The sequence below is a fragment of the Kitasatospora sp. NPDC087271 genome, from assembly GCF_044744605.1.
Lineage (GTDB): Bacteria > Actinomycetota > Actinomycetes > Streptomycetales > Streptomycetaceae > Kitasatospora.
This window is the reverse complement of the sequence record NZ_JBIUYQ010000037.1, coordinates 44150-59557: the sequence shown is the minus strand read 5'-3', so window position 1 is coordinate 59557 and position 15408 is coordinate 44150. Positions and strand designations below refer to the sequence as shown.

The 15408-nt window shown below is 73.1% G+C and carries 17 protein-coding genes; 12 read left to right on the top strand and 5 right to left on the bottom strand.

The genetic code is table 11. The features are described from left to right. Nucleotides 1-2341, bottom strand: a 2341-nt coding sequence (locus ACIO9K_RS35540; RefSeq protein WP_400335949.1) for a catalase, incomplete at its 3' end; no start/stop codon positions are given. A 255-nt stretch (nucleotides 2342-2596) separates the two neighbouring features. Between ACIO9K_RS35540 and ACIO9K_RS35535 the strand changes: the two genes are divergently transcribed. From ACIO9K_RS35535 to ACIO9K_RS35500, 8 genes are all read left to right on the top strand, one after another. Next, nucleotides 2597-3115 (top strand): hemerythrin domain-containing protein, encoded by a 519-nt coding sequence (locus ACIO9K_RS35535; RefSeq protein ID WP_363625634.1) that lies wholly within the window; start codon nucleotides 2597-2599, stop codon nucleotides 3113-3115. A 55-nt stretch (nucleotides 3116-3170) separates the two neighbouring features. Beyond that, nucleotides 3171-3500 carry a helix-turn-helix domain-containing protein gene (locus ACIO9K_RS35530; RefSeq protein WP_363586941.1) on the top strand — a complete coding sequence of 110 codons (330 nt, stop codon included), beginning with the start codon at nucleotides 3171-3173 and terminating at the stop codon, nucleotides 3498-3500. A 346-nt stretch (nucleotides 3501-3846) separates the two neighbouring features. Beyond that, nucleotides 3847-4227, top strand: coding sequence for an STAS domain-containing protein (locus ACIO9K_RS35525; RefSeq protein ID WP_400335945.1), 381 nt, complete (start codon nucleotides 3847-3849; stop codon nucleotides 4225-4227). 40 nt (nucleotides 4228-4267) lie between these two features. After that, nucleotides 4268-4504: a DUF6296 family protein gene (locus tag ACIO9K_RS35520; RefSeq protein ID WP_363586939.1), complete on the top strand. Its 237-nt coding sequence runs from the start codon at nucleotides 4268-4270 to the stop codon at nucleotides 4502-4504. 191 nt (nucleotides 4505-4695) lie between these two features. Further along, entirely contained in the window at nucleotides 4696-5532 is an 837-nt protein-coding gene (locus ACIO9K_RS35515) for a helix-turn-helix domain-containing protein (RefSeq protein WP_400335943.1), read from the top strand. A 101-nt stretch (nucleotides 5533-5633) separates the two neighbouring features. Beyond that, nucleotides 5634-6326 (top strand): SDR family NAD(P)-dependent oxidoreductase, encoded by a 693-nt coding sequence (locus tag ACIO9K_RS35510; RefSeq protein WP_400335941.1) that lies wholly within the window; start codon nucleotides 5634-5636, stop codon nucleotides 6324-6326. A gap of 99 nt (nucleotides 6327-6425) precedes the next feature. Further along, on the top strand, nucleotides 6426-6623 hold the full coding sequence (locus ACIO9K_RS35505) for a hypothetical protein (RefSeq protein WP_400335939.1): 198 nt from the start codon (nucleotides 6426-6428) through the stop codon (nucleotides 6621-6623). An 89-nt stretch (nucleotides 6624-6712) separates the two neighbouring features. After that, on the top strand, nucleotides 6713-7492 hold the full coding sequence (locus ACIO9K_RS35500) for an SDR family NAD(P)-dependent oxidoreductase (protein ID WP_363586935.1): 780 nt from the start codon (nucleotides 6713-6715) through the stop codon (nucleotides 7490-7492). A gap of 69 nt (nucleotides 7493-7561) precedes the next feature. Here the strand turns inward: ACIO9K_RS35500 and ACIO9K_RS35495 are convergent, their stop codons facing one another. The 3 genes from ACIO9K_RS35495 to ACIO9K_RS35485 all read right to left on the bottom strand — a co-directional run bounded on the left by ACIO9K_RS35495 (nucleotide 7562) and on the right by ACIO9K_RS35485 (nucleotide 11522). Then, nucleotides 7562-8989, bottom strand: a complete 1428-nt coding sequence (locus ACIO9K_RS35495) for a hypothetical protein (protein WP_400335937.1) — start codon at nucleotides 8987-8989, stop codon at nucleotides 7562-7564. A gap of 239 nt (nucleotides 8990-9228) precedes the next feature. Next, nucleotides 9229-9807, bottom strand: a complete 579-nt coding sequence (locus ACIO9K_RS35490; RefSeq protein WP_400335935.1) for a TetR/AcrR family transcriptional regulator — start codon at nucleotides 9805-9807, stop codon at nucleotides 9229-9231. 173 nt (nucleotides 9808-9980) lie between these two features. Next, complete coding sequence (locus tag ACIO9K_RS35485) at nucleotides 9981-11522, bottom strand: FAD-dependent monooxygenase (protein WP_400335932.1); 1542 nt, start codon at nucleotides 11520-11522, stop codon at nucleotides 9981-9983. Between the two features lie 68 nt (nucleotides 11523-11590). Between ACIO9K_RS35485 and ACIO9K_RS35480 the strand changes: the two genes are divergently transcribed. After that, nucleotides 11591-12220: a TetR family transcriptional regulator gene (locus ACIO9K_RS35480; RefSeq protein ID WP_363625618.1), complete on the top strand. Its 630-nt coding sequence runs from the start codon at nucleotides 11591-11593 to the stop codon at nucleotides 12218-12220. A 97-nt stretch (nucleotides 12221-12317) separates the two neighbouring features. After that, a complete protein-coding gene (locus ACIO9K_RS35475) occupies nucleotides 12318-12638 on the top strand; it encodes a hypothetical protein (RefSeq protein ID WP_400335930.1) in 321 nt (106 codons plus the stop codon). A gap of 58 nt (nucleotides 12639-12696) precedes the next feature. On the opposite strand, the gene ACIO9K_RS35470 is transcribed toward ACIO9K_RS35475, so the two are convergent. Next, nucleotides 12697-13608 (bottom strand): LysR family transcriptional regulator, encoded by a 912-nt coding sequence (locus ACIO9K_RS35470; RefSeq protein WP_400335928.1) that lies wholly within the window; start codon nucleotides 13606-13608, stop codon nucleotides 12697-12699. A gap of 138 nt (nucleotides 13609-13746) precedes the next feature. Between ACIO9K_RS35470 and ACIO9K_RS35465 the strand changes: the two genes are divergently transcribed. Then, entirely contained in the window at nucleotides 13747-14559 is an 813-nt protein-coding gene (locus ACIO9K_RS35465; RefSeq protein WP_400335953.1) for an EamA family transporter, read from the top strand. Between the two features lie 144 nt (nucleotides 14560-14703). Beyond that, entirely contained in the window at nucleotides 14704-15354 is a 651-nt protein-coding gene (locus ACIO9K_RS35460) for a dihydrofolate reductase family protein (RefSeq protein WP_400335926.1), read from the top strand. The last annotated feature ends 54 nt before the right edge of the window (nucleotides 15355-15408 follow it).

The window sequence follows — 15408 nt, the reverse complement described above, 5'->3', positions numbered from 1 at the left end:
GGGCCCCCCCCCCCCGGCCCCCCCCCCCCCCCCACCCCCCCCCCCCCCCCCCCCGGGGCCCCCCCCCCCCCCCCGCCCCCCCCCCCCCCCCCCCCCCCCCCCCCCCCCGGCGCCCCCGCCCCCCCCCCCCGGCCCGGCCCCCCCCCCACGTCCGTGGCGCCGCTGCGGCGTCAGCGCTCCGGGAAGCGGTGCTGCTCGACCAGCCGGGCGAAGCCGTCCCACAGGGCCGGATCCGCCGGCTCCCGCAGGTCGTGGAGCGTGACGCCGGCCAGGCCCCCGGGCGCGTCGCAACCGCCCGCCGGGCCAGTTCGACGCCGGAGCCGAGCAGCGCCGCCGGCTTGCCGTGGCGCAGCGCCTCGGCGAGGAAGCGGACGGCGTCCGGATCGGTGGCCAGCGCGGGCCCGGCGCCGTCCGGAACCACCACCGCGTCGTACAGCACCGAGGCGGTGGTGGGCAGCGGGCGGTCCACCGGCAGAGGGTCACCGCCACGGGCGGCCACGTGACCGCCGTGCGCGGCCAGCGTCTCCACGACGGCGCCCTGCGCACCCAGCCGCTCGTGCGCGGCCCGTACCTGGCCGCCGTCGACCCCGGGCGCGGTCAGCACGGCGACCTTGCGGGTACGGATGCCGCTGCCGCGCAGATTCTCCAGGCTGAGCGCCGGGGAGACCCGGGGGACCGCCGCCTCGCCGCCCCTCGCCGCCGCCCGGTCCTCGGGCGCCGGCTGCGGCTCGGGCACGCCGATGCGCCGGGCGACCTCCGCCGCCAGGTCGGGGTCCACGCGCACCAGGTTGCCGACCATCCGGCGCCGTACCTCCTCGTCGCCCACCTTGCCGAGCTCGAACGCGAACGCGGCGGTGATGTGCCGCTGCTCCCAGCCCGCCATGCTGCGCCAGAACAGCGCGGCCTGGCTGTAGTGGTCGGCGAAGCTGGGGCTGCGCCGCCGGATCGCCCTGCCGTTGACCCGTTCCTGGTAGTGCTGGAACACCCCTTCCGGCAGGTGGCCGCCGCCCATGGTGAACGGGCAGCCGCCGCCCACCGAGTTCGGTGCGTAACTCGTCCCCGGGTGGACGACCTGCTGGCCGTAGCCGTCGCGCTGGTTGGTCCGCACGTCGGCCAGCGGGCGGTTGACGGGCAGCTGGCCGAAGTTGGGGCCGCCCAGGCGGATCAGCTGGGTGTCCAGGTAGGAGAAGTTGCGGCCCTGGAGCAGCGGGTCGTTGGTGAAGTCGATCCCGGGCACGACGTTGGCGGTGTGGAAGGCCACCTGCTCGGTCTCGGCGAAGAAGTTCTGCGGGTTGCGGTCGAGGACCATCCGCCCCACCGGACGCACCGGCACCAGTTCCTCCGGGATCAGCTTCGTGGGGTCCAGCAGGTCGAAGGGGAAGGCGAACTCGTCCTTCGCCGTGACCAGTTGGACACCGAGCTCCCATTCGGGGAAGTCCCCCGCCGCGATCGCCTCCCACAGGTCCCGGCGGTGGAAGTCCGGATCCCGCCCGGCGGTGATCTGGGCCTCGTCCCACACCTGGGAGCAGACGCCGAGCCGCGGCCGCCAGTGGAACTTGACGAACGTGCCGCGCCCGTCCCGGTTCACCAGGCGGAAGGTGTGCACACCGAAGCCCTGCATCATCCGGTAGCTGCGCGGGATGGCCCGGTCGGACATCACCCACATCAGCATGTGGGTGGACTCGGGCTGGAGCGAGCAGAAGTCCCAGAAGGTGTCGTGCGCGGAGGCGCCGGTGGGGATCTCGTTCTGCGGTTCGGGCTTCACCGCGTGGACGAAGTCCGGGAACTTGACGGCGTCCTGGATGAAGAACACCGGCATGTTGTTGCCCACCAGGTCGTAATTCCCGTGCCGGGTGTAGAACTTGGTGGCGAAGCCGCGGACGTCCCGTACGGTGTCGGCGGAGCCGCGCGGGCCCTGCACGGTCGAGAAGCGCACGAACACCGGGGTGCGGCGCCCGGCCTCCTGGAGGAAGTCGGCGCAGGTGAACCCGGCGAGCGACTCGTACGGTTCGAAGAAGCCGTAGGCGCCGGCGCCGCGGGCGTGCACCACGCGTTCGGGGATGCGCTCGTGGTCGAAGTGGGTGAGCTTCTCGCGGAGGTGGAAGTCCTCCAGCAGGGTGGGGCCGCGGTCGCCGACGAGGAGCGAGTTGTCGGTGTCGTCGACGCGCACACCCTGGTCGGTGGTGAGCGGGCCGTCCGGGTCGGGGGCGCGGAAGGCGTCGAGTGCGGCGTCCTTGGCGTCGGTGGTGTTCTTGGCGTCCGTGGCGTTCTTGGCGTTCTTGGCGTCGGGTCCGGGGTCGGCGGGCGGCTCGGGCTGGGGGGTTTCGGGGTTGATGGGCATGTCGCGATCTCCGTCCTGGGAACGGCGCGGGGCGGCCGGGCCGGCGGCCCCCGGCTCGTGTCGGCGGGGCGGCTGCCCGGTGGGTGGCCCGGCAAACCGCGCGCGAGCGGCCGTCGGTGCCGCAGCACGAGGTCAGCGGTGCTGGGCAGAGGCGCGCGGTGTTTGAGTGCGGTGTTTCAGTGCGGTGTTTGACGAAGGGGCCTCGGGGGACACGCCTGGGTCGGGAGGGGAAGCCTCTGAGTGAGGAGACGAGCAATGTCGAACGATGCCATCGTCCTGTTGCGGGAGGACCACAAGGAAGTCCGCCGCCTGTTCCGCCAGTACCGGGAACTCGCCGCCGGGGACGGGGACGGAGACGGTGGGGGCGACGCGCGGCACGAGACGGTCGAGCGGATCGTGGAGGCGCTCACCGTCCACACCTACCTGGAGGACGAACTGGTCTACCCCAGGATCCGTCAGGAGGTTCCCGGCCTCGCCGAGGACATGGACCGCGCCCGGCAGGAACACCACGTCGCCGACCTGCTCTGTGAGGAGCTGAGCCGAATGAGCCCCGGCGACGAGGGCTACGACGCCAAGACCGCCGTCCTGATCGACGCGGTCGACCGGCACATCGACCAGGAGGAAGGCTCCTGGTTCCCGATGGTCCGGGCCGCACTCGGCCGCAGGGAACTCCAGGAGATCGGCGAGCGGATGCAGGCCATGCGCGAGACCGCGCCGCGCCGCCCGTCCAGTGGCGGCGTGCTCCACCGCATCGCCAACGCGATCGAGGGCTGACGACGGTGCGACGCCGCGACCACGAAAAGCGGGAAGGAGCACGCGAATTCCTCTCATGTCTCAGCCAACGCGACCGTCCTATCCTGAGGGCGTGGAAGAACAGCCGGCAATCGGGCGCCAGTGGACGTTCCTGACCAATCACGCGCGCGTCCTGGTGCAGATCGCCCGGGACCCGGGCATCAGGGTGCGCGACATAGCGACCAGCTGCCTGCTGACCGAACGAGCGGTCCAGCGGATCATCGCCGACCTCGAAGCGGCGGGCTATCTCAGCCACCACCGCGTCGGACGCTCCAACGTCTACCGCGTCCTCGACGGCAAGCAGCTGCGCCACCCCGCCGACAGCGGCCCGACGCTGGCGGAACTGCTGGCCGTCCTGCTGCGCTGACCGCTCCGCCCGCCCACCCGCCCCTCGGCCGGTACGGCGTGCTCGGTCCCTCGTAGGATCCCGAGGGCACGCCGAGGGCACGCCGAGGGCACGCCGAGGGCACGCCGAGGGCACACCGATGACACACCGATGACACGCATGGCCGAACCCGATTGCACGCATTGCCATTGACGAATTTCCGTTCACGTATCGGTTGACGTGAGAAGGGATTCGGCAGACGCTGGAGATGTCGTCCCACGGCTCACAGGCAGGAGAAGAGACCATGCGCGGTAAGCCGCCCGTGGCGCGTTCCGCTGCCCCGACCCCGACTCCTCCACCCCCCGCGCCGCCCCCGGTCAATGGGAGCGTGCCCACAGACCTGCGCGTCGCCGAGGGCCTGCTGGTCCGGCTCGCCGTCGAAGGGGACCGGGTCCGTGCGACGGTCCACGGCGAGATCGACCTCGACGTCGCCGGCGGCCTGGACGAGACCCTCGGACGCGCGTTGCAGGCCAGCGGCACCGGGCTCGACGTCGACCTGTCCGGCGTCCCCTTCTGCGACAGCTCCGGCCTCAACCTCCTGCTGGGCCTGCGCAGCACCGCGCACCGTACCGACCGCACCCTCGCGATCACCGCGGCCAGCACCCAGGTCGAGCGCCTGCTCGCGATCACCGAGACGACCGGCCTCTTCACCCCCGCCGCCACCGAACGCCCCGCCGGCCCCCCGCACACCGAGAACGCAGACCCCTGACCGCACGCGGGCCACCCCGCACCACCGCAAGCCGAGAACCATGGACCCCGTCCGCCGCTACGCCATCGCCCTGCCCGGCGCGCCCGGCGCCCACGCCGCAGCGCACACCGTCATCGTGCACCTCACCGACCAACTGGGCCCCGCGCGCGAGCCCGTCTACGAGGACGCCACCGGCCTGTTCCGCGTCCAGATCCGGGGCACCATCGCGGAAGTCCTCGCCGCGCCGGCCGAGTACGGAACCATCCACCCCTGCCTGGAAGCCGTTCCCATGCCCTGACCGCGCTCCGGGCCGCCGGTGGACCCGCTGGCCACCCCGGCAGGCGTGGGGGCGTCCGGCGCGCCTGAAACCGTCCTGCCGCAGGCCGTTCCACCCATGGCCGCTGCCGCGGGCCGGGGCCGGGAGGACACGTTCTTCCAGGGAAAAACATGTCCTGCCAGCTCGCGCGGCGCCCTGGCACAGTGGCCGGTGTGAGCACGAACAACGACAAGCGCCGGGAGTTCGCCACGTTCCTGCGTGCCCGGCGCGCGGAGGTCTCCCCCCGACAGGCCGGACTCCCCGCGTACGAACGGTCGCGCAAGGTGGCCGGGCTGCGCCGGGAGGAGGTGGCCGGGCGGGCCGGGATCAGCGTGGACTACTACACCCGCCTCGAGCAGGGCCGGCTGCCCGCGCCGTCCGGCAGTGTCCTGGACGCGTTGGCCCGCGCCCTGCTGCTGGACGACGACCAGCGTGACTACCTGCGCCAGCTGGCCGACCTGGCCCCGGCCCGCCGACAGCGGCGTTCGCAGCACCAGGTCGTGCCCGCCGCGGTGCTGGCCGTACTGGCCGATCTGCGGACCACGCCCGCCGTGGTCCTGGGCCGGTTCATGGACATCCTGGCCTGGAACGACCTCGCGGCCGAGCTGCTGCTCGACTTCGCCGCGGTCCCCGAGGAGCACCGCAACTACCTGTGGCTGACGTTCCTCGACCCGCGGACGCGCGAGCGCGTGCCGGACTGGGACCTGTCGGCGGGTGAGTGCGTCGCCTACCTGCGGATGGACGCCGGCCGCTACCCCAGCGACCCCAGGCTCGCCGAACTGGTCGCCGAGCTGAGCGCCGGGGACTCCGACTTCCAGCACTGGTGGACCACGTACCGGGTCTCCGGCAGGAGCTTCGGGAGCAAGCGCATCCTGCACCCGGTCGTCGGCGAGGTCCGGCTGGACTGGCAGGTCCTCACCGTCGCCCAGGAACGCGACCAGTTCCTCGCGGTCATGCCCGCCGCCGACGAGGAGAGCAGGCAACGGCTCACAGCTCTGAGCACACCGTAGGAACGCGCACGGCGCGACCGTACGTCTCCACCCACCCGGAAAGGAGGTGAAGGCGCGAGGAGCCCCGGATCACGAGGGGCCCGGCGCCTTCACAGCACGCCATGACGACCACACTCATCACCGGAGCCACCCGCGGGATCGGCCTGGAGGCCGCCCGCCAACTGGCCGGGGCCGGACACACCGTCTACCTCGGTGCGCGCGACCTGGAACGGGGCCGGGAAACCGCCGAGCGGATCGGCGCCCGCGCGGTGCAGCTCGACGTCACCAGCGAGGAGTCCGTCCAGGCCGCCGCGCGGCTGATCCGCGAGGAGGCGGGCGGCCTCGACGTCCTGGTCAACAACGCCGGCGTCCCGGGCAGGTGGAACCCGCCTGCCGAGATCACCGCCGACGACATGGAGACGGTCTACGCCACCAACGTCTTCGGCCTCGTCCGCGTCACCCACGCCTTCCTGCCGCTGCTGGAGGCCGCCGACCACGCCGTCATCGTGAACGTCAGCAGCAGCGGCGGCTCCCTCACCCGGTGCAGTGACCCCGCCGGCCTTGAGGCGACCTTCCCGATGGTGGCCTACTGCTCGTCCAAGAGCGCGGTCAACATGATCACCGTCCAGTACGCCAACGCCTTCCCGGACATGCGGATCAACGCCGTCCACCCGGGGGCCGCCGCCACCGATTTCAACCCCCGCGGCACCGTGTCGGCCGAGCAGTGCGCCAAGATCATCGTCCGGATGGCCACCGTCGCCCCCGACGGCCCCACCGGAGGGTTCTTCGAGGAGGAGGGCCCCGTCCCGTGGTGACCGTGGTGACCGCGGGGTCACACGGCTGACCGGTGGGGTCTCGCCCCGGCCACGGCGTGCCGCACCCCGTGGCCGGGGCACGATCACCACCCTGGAGCGGTGAACGACTCCACCGGGATGCCGGCCCCGGCCGGACACGGGTACCGGGCGAGCTGGTTCGAGCTCTTCTTCGACCTGGTGTCCGCAGTCCTCCCCGCCGGACCGCTGCTCCCCGCCTGGGCCACGATCGCGGTCACGGCGACCATCCTCATCGCGATCACCGCAGTAGCCACCCGGTACGGGCCCCCGACCCACTGACGATCGATCAGCCACGGACAGCACCCTCGTGACGCCGCGAGACCCGCACTCCGGCCGCCTCGGCCGACTACCGAAAGGGAACGACGCCCATGAGCAACCTCGCACTCGTCACCGGCGCCACCTCCGGAATCGGCAGGGCATTCGCCGAGCGGCTGGCCGGCGACGGCTACGACCTGGTGCTGGTCGGCCGGCGCCGGGAGCGGCTGGAGGAGTTCGCCGCCGCCCACACCGGGGTCGAGGTGCGATCCGTGGCCGCCGACCTCTCCACCGGCGAGGGCATCGACACCGTGGCGCGGATCTGCGCGGCCGAACCGCTGACACTGCTGGTCAACAACGCGGGCGTCGCCCACTACATGCCGCTCGCCGACCTGCCTGCGGATCTGGCCCGCGAACTGGTCGACGTCAAGGTTCTCGCCCCCACCCTGCTCACCCGTGCCGCCGTCGCGGGCATGCAGGAGCGCGGCCGGGGCGCGATCATCAACGTGGCCGGCATGATCGCCTTCAGCGGACCCGCCCCGCAGTCCCAGCTGCCCCGCCGCGCCGTCTACGCCGGCGCCCTGGCCCACCTGGTCGCGATGAGCCAGACCCTGTCCGCCGAGCTCGAAGGCACCGGCGTCCAGGTCGAGGTCGTCTGTCCGGGGGTGGTGGCCACCGAGTTCCACGAGCGCCAGGGCCTCGATCTCAGCGCCGTACCCAGGATGAGTGCCGAGGACGTCGTCACCGCGGCCCTGCGCGGCCTACAACTCGGCGAGGTCGTCTGCGCGCCCGGTGTCGAGGACGCGAGCCTGCTCGATGCCGTCTTCCGGGCCGAGCTGGCGGCGTTCGGCGCGCAGAGCCCCGAACTCGCCACCCGCTACCGGGCCGGCTGACCCGTACCCGCCCCTCGGTGGCCGGGCGTCGGCTACCGAGGGGCGGTGCTTCCTCTCGTGGCGCGGGCGTCAGTCGGCCTGCGGCGGATCTATCCGGACCACCAGCCGGCTCGGGCCGTCGCCGGAGGCGGTTGCCCGCTCGGCGGGGTGGGTGACGGGGCGGTCGGCGGGGTGCAGGGTGACGTTCTCCGGGTAGAGCCGGCCGAGCAGGGCCAGGACGACGAGGTCGCCCTGGCCGGTGGCGTCCAGGACGGCGTCACCCGCCTGCGTCCACACCAGCCCCGATGCGCGCAGGGCCGTCCACACGTCCGCGGCGGCGGGCGGGTCGGCGACCGGTGCGTCGGCGACCGGTGCGTCGGCGGGCACGTCGCCCGTGGCGCCGTCCGGCCGGTGGGCGAAGCGGTGGCCGCGCAGGGCCTGGCCGAGGTCGACGCGGGCGGTGGCGCCGTCGTGGGTGAGCTCGATGGCGGCGGTGCGGGCCCCGCCGGCGACCGGCCCGGCGACGACGCGGCCGGTGATGCGGCCGGTGAGCGGACCCGGTGCGGTGGTGGCGGGCGGCAGGTGCTCGACGAGGGTGCGCGGCGCGGCGTAGTAGTCCCGCAACTCGGCGACGTGCGTGACGGTTTCGTCGGCGGCCGGGTCGGGACGCCAGGTCAGCAGGTACCGGGGGGCGGTCAGGGGCGGCTGGTCGAGGACGGCCGGCAGGGCGGTGCCGCCGCTCGCCTCGAAGCCGTAGCCGGCCGGGCCGGAGGGGTTGGGGGCGCCGGACGTGCCGGAGGTGCGGGAGGTGCTGGACGTGCCGGACGTGCCGGAGGTGCTGGACGTGCCGGAGGTGCCGGTGACGGCGTGGCGGGCGAAGGCCACGATGCTGGCGTGCCGGATCCGGCGGACCAGGAGTTCGGTGAGGAACGCGTCCCGGGCCGGTTCGATGTGCCGCAGCCCGGTCGGAGTGATCAGCAGCGGGACGTCCTGCCAGTTGGTGAAGGGCAGCAGGGCGTCGCGCAGCAGGACGACCTGGTGCAGCCACTCGTTGTAGAGCTGCATCGTGACGGGTCCGCCACGGCGGCCGAGGAGCAGGTCGGTCGCGGGAGGGGTGAGCAGGTGGCCGTAGCAGTGGCTGCGGACGACCAGCGGGCCGGCGGGCAGCGCGATCCGGTCGGCGAGCAGCCGTTCCAGGGCCGCGGCGGCCCAGGAGGCGAGCTCATGGCCGATCTCCTCGGCCTGCGCGCCCAGTTCGCGAGCGGCCGGGGCGCTGCCGGGGCCGACGGCCAGCGGCAGGGAGGTCTCCCGGGTCCCGAGGGCGAGGGTCGCGCGGATCTGGGCCTCCAGCACCTCGCCGTCGGCGGCGGTGAGGGCGTTGTCATCGATGACGCCCTGGAGCAGCGGCTCCGTGGCCGTGAAGAACTCACGGGCGGTCAGGGCGGTGCCGGCCGCGGGGAAGGTGTTCCAGCGGCTGCCGCCGAGGGCGGGCGTACTCGGGGTGGGGGCGATGGGCACGGGTCCTCCGAAGTGTCGATGGAGCGTTGCGATCGAGCAGAGGTGGAGCGTTTCGATGGAGCAGAGGTAGAGCGTTGCGATCGAGCAGAGGTGGAGCGTTTCGATGGAGCAGAGGTAGAGCGGTGCGATGGAGCAGAGGTGGAGCGTTGCGATCGAGCAGGGATGGAGCGGCGGATTCCGCGGGTGCGGGGCCCGGCCCTTATCTGGATCGTGCGATACAGATTGCGGACATGAAAAAATCAGTCGAGGGCGGTCAGCGCGACCTCCACGACGGGTGCGAGGGCTACGGGGTCCGGTGTGATCTTCGAGGAGACCAGCAGCCCGTTGAGGAAGGTGACGAAGAAGGCGGCGAGGCTCTGCGGGTCGTGCCGCGCCGCGATCTCACCCCGTTCCGCCGCGACCCGCAGCACCTCGGCGAGCGCGTCCCGGCTGACATCCTGCATGTCCCGCACGGTGCGCCGGATCGACGCGTCCCCCGGTAGGCGCTCGCAGGCGGCATTGACCGCCAGACAGCCCCGGCCGCCGTGCTCGGCGGCGATGCGGACCCGCTCCATCAGCATCGTGCGGATCGCCGAGCGGGCGTCCGCCCCCTCCTCCAGGCTGCGCAGGGCATCCGCCGCGAGGGTGGCGCGGTAGTGGTCCAGCGCGGCCCGGTACAGGCCGGCCTTGTCGCCGAACGCCGCGTACAGGGACCCCTGCCCGATCCCCAGGTGCTGGGTCAGGTCGCGCACCGAGGTCGTCTCGTAGCCGCGCGTCCAGAACAGTTCCATGGCGCGGCTCACCGCCGCCTCGGTGTCGAACTCCCGGGTCCTTGCCATGGTTTCACCGTAGCCTATCTGGATCGGATGCTCCAGATAGAGCGAGCCGCGCTCCTCCCGGGGCGAGGCCTCCGCAGAACCGCCGGATGACCCGTGCGGCAGGTGACGGCAGCGCGACGGGCGGTCCGTCGGCGCGCCGAGGATCGTGGCGCGCCGACGAACCGCCCGGGGCCTCAGCCGAACCAGCGGGCGAGGGCCGTGTCGAGCGGGGTGCCGTCGGTGTCGGTCCAGGCGAGGTAGCCGTCGGGGCGGACCAGGAGGGCGCCGGCGCCGTCCACGTCCTCGTCGGTCTTCGCCATGACGTGCTCGACCCGGTCGGACCGGTCGCCGACCGACCGCCGCCTGCCGTCGAGGGAGAGCAGCAGGCCCCGGCCGGAGCGCATCAGCCGGCTCGCCCGGGTCGGGCCGTCCTCGGTGGTCAGGTCCAGGTCGATCAGCCGGGGGCCGACGCCGGGGTACCGGAGGTCCAGGCCGGACATCATGCCCGAGACGTACCGGTTGGTGTCGGGCAGGCCCAGCAGCTCGGTCACGAGCTCGCGGACCGTGCCGAGTTCCTCGTCCCGGCCGGGATTCATGATCACGGCCTGGGCCCGGGTGTGGCGCAGCACGCGCGCGGCGACGGGGTGCCGCTCCTCGTGGTAGCTGTCGAGCAGGCCGGCGGGCGCCCAGCCGCGGATCGTGCCGGCGAGCTTCCAGCCCAGGTTGACCGCGTCCTGGAGGCCCAGGTTCACGCCCTGGCCGCCGATCGGCATGTGGATGTGCGCCGCGTCCCCGGCGAAGAACACCCGGCCCTCGCGGTAGCGCTCGACCTGGCGGACGGCATCGCCGAACCGGGAGGCGGCGCGCAGTTCACCCAGTTCGGTGTCGGGGCCGTACACGGCGTGCAGCGCCTCGCGGACCTCGTCGGCCGAGACCGGCGTCTCGCGGTCCGGGCCCTGTCCGGAGAGCCTGCCGAACAGTATCCGGTACAGGTCCGGGCCGATGGGGTGCAGGATCGAGTGGAAGCCGCCGGCCACGCGGGTGTACTGGCTGAAGTGCTTGCGCTCGGTGGGGACCGTCTCGGACCGGGAGGCGAGGGTGATGTCGGCCGCCACGGCGGACATCCGGCGCTCCCGGCCGGGGAACGGGACGCCCAGCAGCCGGCGGACCGTGCTGTGCCCGCCGTCGCACGCGACGAGGTAGCGGCCGCGGATCTCACCGTCGCCGCCCCGGATCTCACCGCCGCCCCGGACCTCGCCGTCGCCCCGGACCTCACCGCCGTCGGGGGCGTCACCGCCGCCCGGGGTGCCGTCGGCGTGCCACGTGACCGTGATCCCCTCCGCGTCCTGCGCGACCGCCGTCACTTCGTGGCCGCGGAGCACGGGCACGCCCTGCTCGCCGAGGAGCCGTTCGAGGTCGGCCTCCAGCCGGATCTGCGGAACGTTGACCGGGTGGGGGTACCGGGTGCGCCAGGGCCGGCAGTCCAGCTCGACCGGCAGGGTGGCGAAGTGCCCGCCGGTGGTGCTGTCGGACGGCTCCTGCGCGAGCAGCGGCTCCAGCAGCCCGCGCAGGTCGAGCACCTCGGCGGTGCGCGGCTGGAGTCCGCCCGCCCGGGACTGGGTGCTGTGGGTGCGCTGCTTCTCGACGACGACGGCCGGCACTCCGGCCAGCGTCAGCTCGTACGCCAGCATCAGCCCGGTCGGGCCCGCCCCCACCACGATGACCTCGGTTCGCACGATGACCTCCCGAAAGAAGAAACTGGGTGCAATTCTGCACTCAGTCTACCACAAGGTAGACTGAGTGCATGAATCAGCAGATGGGCCTGCGGGAACGCAAGAAGGAACGCACCCGGGAGACGATCGCGGCGACGGCGATCCGCCTCTTCCTCGACCGGGGCTTCGACCAGGTCTCGATCACCGAGATCGCGGAGGCGGCGGAGGTCTCCCGGCGGACCCTCTTCGCGTACTTCCCGACGAAAGAAGACCTCGTACTCCAGCGGTTCGCCGACCACGAGGGCGAAGCGGCCCGGACGGTGCGCGCCCGCCCGGCCGGCCAGCCGCCGCTGGAGGCGCTGCGCGCGGCCATGCTCGACGCCCTGGCGCGCCGCGACCCGAACACCGGCCTGTGCGACGACCCCGAGGTGATGGCCTTCCTCCGCATGATCGTCGAGACCGAGAGCCTGGCGGCACGGATCATCCGCTACGCGGCACGCGGCAGCGACGAGCTGGCCGAGGCACTGCTGGAGGCCGACGTCGACCCGCTCGACGCCCGTCTCGTGGCCACCCAGGTGATCGTGGTGCAGCGGGAACTGGCGGTCATGAACCAGGAACGCCTGGCCGACGGCACGTCCGCCGACGACCACTACCCGGAGGCCGTCCGCGCCGCCGAGCGGGCCTTCGCCCTGCTGCGCGACGGACTGGGGCAGCACGGGTAGGGCCCGGGTGCGTCGGCCTCCCGGAGCACTCCGAACTGTCGGGGGCGGGCGTCATAATCGCCACTGCCGTGATCACCGGACCTGCTGGAGGCCCTCGTTGTCCTCGTCGTCGTCCTTGCCGCCCTCGTCGTCCTCGCTGTACGACTTCGCGACCTGGGAGCCCCTGCTGCGGCTCCTGCGGGCTGACCACGCGCAGGCGCTCGCCGCGTCGGGCGGCGAGGTGGCGGGGCTGGTCGGCCGGCAGGGGTGGAGCGTGCCGGTGAGGATCCCGCGCGGCCTGTCGGCCGCCGCCATCGAGGCCCCGAGCGACCACGACCTGCGCCCGATCATGGCCCTCGCGAACGAACTCCTCACCCTCTGGGAGCGCCCCCTGATCACGGAGACCGTCGTCGAAGGCGACCTCGGCCCCCTGCCGTAGCCGTGCCGCGGATCTCGTGTGCCCGGGAGAGCGAGGCGGCCCTGCTGGGGTGCCGCTGTCACTTTCGCGGGGGCGGCGGGGAGTCGGGCTTCTCGCGGTAGAGGTCGAGGTCGAGGGCGAGGGCGACTGCGGCGTGGGTCGCGGGGTGGGGGTCCTGGCGGCGCCAGATGAGGTGGACGGGGACGGGGGCGGCGTTGCGCAGGGGGCGGTAGACGATGCCGTCGCGGCGGTACTGGGCGGCGGTGGCCTGGGGGGTGACGCCGATGCAGCGGCTGGTGGCGATGGCGGCGAGCCAGTCGTCGATGTCGTGGGTGTAGATGACGGCGGGCCGCTGCTCCTCGGGCCACAGGTTCAGGGCGGTGGTGCCGGTTCGGCGGTCGATGGCGAGGGTGCGGGCGGGGATCTCGTCGAGGCGGATGCTGCGCCGGTGGGCCCACGGGTCGTCGGAGGCGAGTGCGACGATGCGGTGTTCGTGGCCGACCAGGGCGTGTGACCAGGGCTTCAGGTCGAGCGGGGCGCGGACGACGGCGAGGTCGCACATGCCTTCGGCCAGCCCGCCGGTGGGGGAGTTGTGGCGGACGAGGCGCAGCTCGACCTCGGGGTGGCGCTCGTGCCAGCGGCGCTGGAAGTCGGTGGTGTGGCGGCCGAAGGCGGACCAGGCGTGGCCGAGGTGGAGCCGGGCGTGGCCGGCGGTCGCTTCCTCGACCAGGTCGTCGGCGCCGGCGAGCAGGACGCGGGCGCGGGAGAGGACCCGTACGCCGGCCGGCGTGGGCGCGATCGTGCGGCTGGTGCGGTGCAGCAGCCGCACTCCGAGGAACTGTTCCAGGGCGTGCAGGTTGCGGGAGACGGCGGCCTGGGAGATGCCCAGCTCGGGGCCGGCGTCGGTGAAGCTGCCGGTGTCGATGATGGCGACCAGGCAGCGCAGGTGCTTCAGTTCCAGATCGGCGGGACTTCGTCGTCGCTCATCCATACGCCCAACGTATCAATGGGCCGGTGAATGCATTTTGCGTATGACTACGTCGGCTCCACTGTGGAGGGCATGGTGCTGAAGAGCTCTCACGACGCCGCTACCGCCCGGGGTGACGGGCGCCTGGCCGGGGTGGCGCTGATGCTGGGCTCCGGCCTGTCCAACCAGGCCGGAGCCTCGATGGCGGCGCTCGCCTTCCCGGTGATCGGCCCCGCGGGTGTGGTGGCCGTCCGTCAGTGGGTGGCCGCCGGGGTGCTGTGGGCGGTCGGCAGGCCGCGGCCGCGGTCGTTCACGGCGGCGCAGTGGCGTCCGGTCCTCGGGCTCGCGGTGGTGTTCGCCGTGATGAACCTGTCCCTCTACACGGCCATCGACCGCATCGGGCTCGGGCTGGCCGTCACCCTGGAGTTCCTCGGTCCGCTCGCGGTGGCCCTGGTCGGCTCGCGCCGGCGCCTCGACGCCCTGTGCGCGGTGGCCGCCGCGGCCGCGGTGGTCGTCCTGGTCCGGCCCTCGCCCTCCACCGACTACCCGGGCATCGCCCTGGCCCTGCTCGCGGCGGTGTGCTGGGCCGGCTACATCCTGCTCAACCGTGTCGTCGGCCGCCGCCTGCCCGGGCTGGAGGGCTCGGCCGCCGCCGCCGCGCTCTCGGGGGTGCTCTACCTTCCCGTCGGGATCGTGGTGCTGTGGCTCCGTCCCCCGACCGCCGCCGCCCTGGCCTGCGCGCTGGCCGCCGGCGTGCTGTCCTCGGCCGTACCCTTCCTGGCCGATCTGCTGGCGCTGCGGCGGGTGCCCACGCAGTTCTTCGGCGTGTTCATGAGCGTCAACCCGGTCTTCGCCGCGCTGATCGGCCTCGTCGTGCTCGGCCAGCACCTCGGCGCGGCGGCCTGGCTCGCCATGCTGGTGATCGTCGGAGCGAACGCGGTCGCCGTCACCACCGCCCCCACCAACCCCGCGTGATGAGCAGGGCCCCGAGAAGAAGTTTCGGGCCGATGTCGATTCGGCCGCGTCCGCTGCGACGTCATGATGTGCGGCGCCCCGCCGCACGGTGACGCGACGCCTCGCCGCACGGTGACGCGACGACGAGACCTGACGAGGGAACACGTGGACCAACTGCTCAGAGTCATGAACTTCAACGTCTCCAGTGACGGCGTCGGTGCCGGTGCCGGTGAGCACCAGAGCTTCGAGCGGCCGTTCGGCCACGACCACCCCGAGAAGCTGTTCGCCTGGGCCGGGGCCACGGCGAACTGGCCCATGCGGACGGCTCCCGGGGGGAGCCGGGGCCTCGACGACTACTTCACGCGGGACTTCGCGCGCAACATCGGTGCCGAGATCATGGGCCGCAACAAGTTCGGGCCCCAGCGCGGGCCCTGGCAGGACGACGAGTGGCGCGGCTGGTGGGGTGACGAACCCCCGTTCCACACCCCGGTGTTCGTCATGACCCACCACGAGCGTCCGTCGTTCACGCTCTCCGACACCACGTTCCACTTCGTCGACGGCGACCCGGCCACGGTCCTGGCCCGCGCGCGGGAGGCCGCGGAGGGCAAGGACGTGCGGCTCGGTGGCGGGGTCGGCACCATCCGGCAGTTCCTCGCCGCCGACCTCGTCGACACCCTGCACGTGGCGGTGTCGCCGGTGGAGCTCGGCCCCGGGCTACGGCTCTGGGAGTCCCCCGACGAACTGCTGGACCGGTTCCACCTGGAGGTGGTGCCCAGCCCGAGCGGGGTGACGCACCACCTGTTCTGGCGGAGGTGACGTGAGGGCCCGCGCTGGGAGGCCGACGCCCGGGCGTCGGCCTCCCAGCGCGGG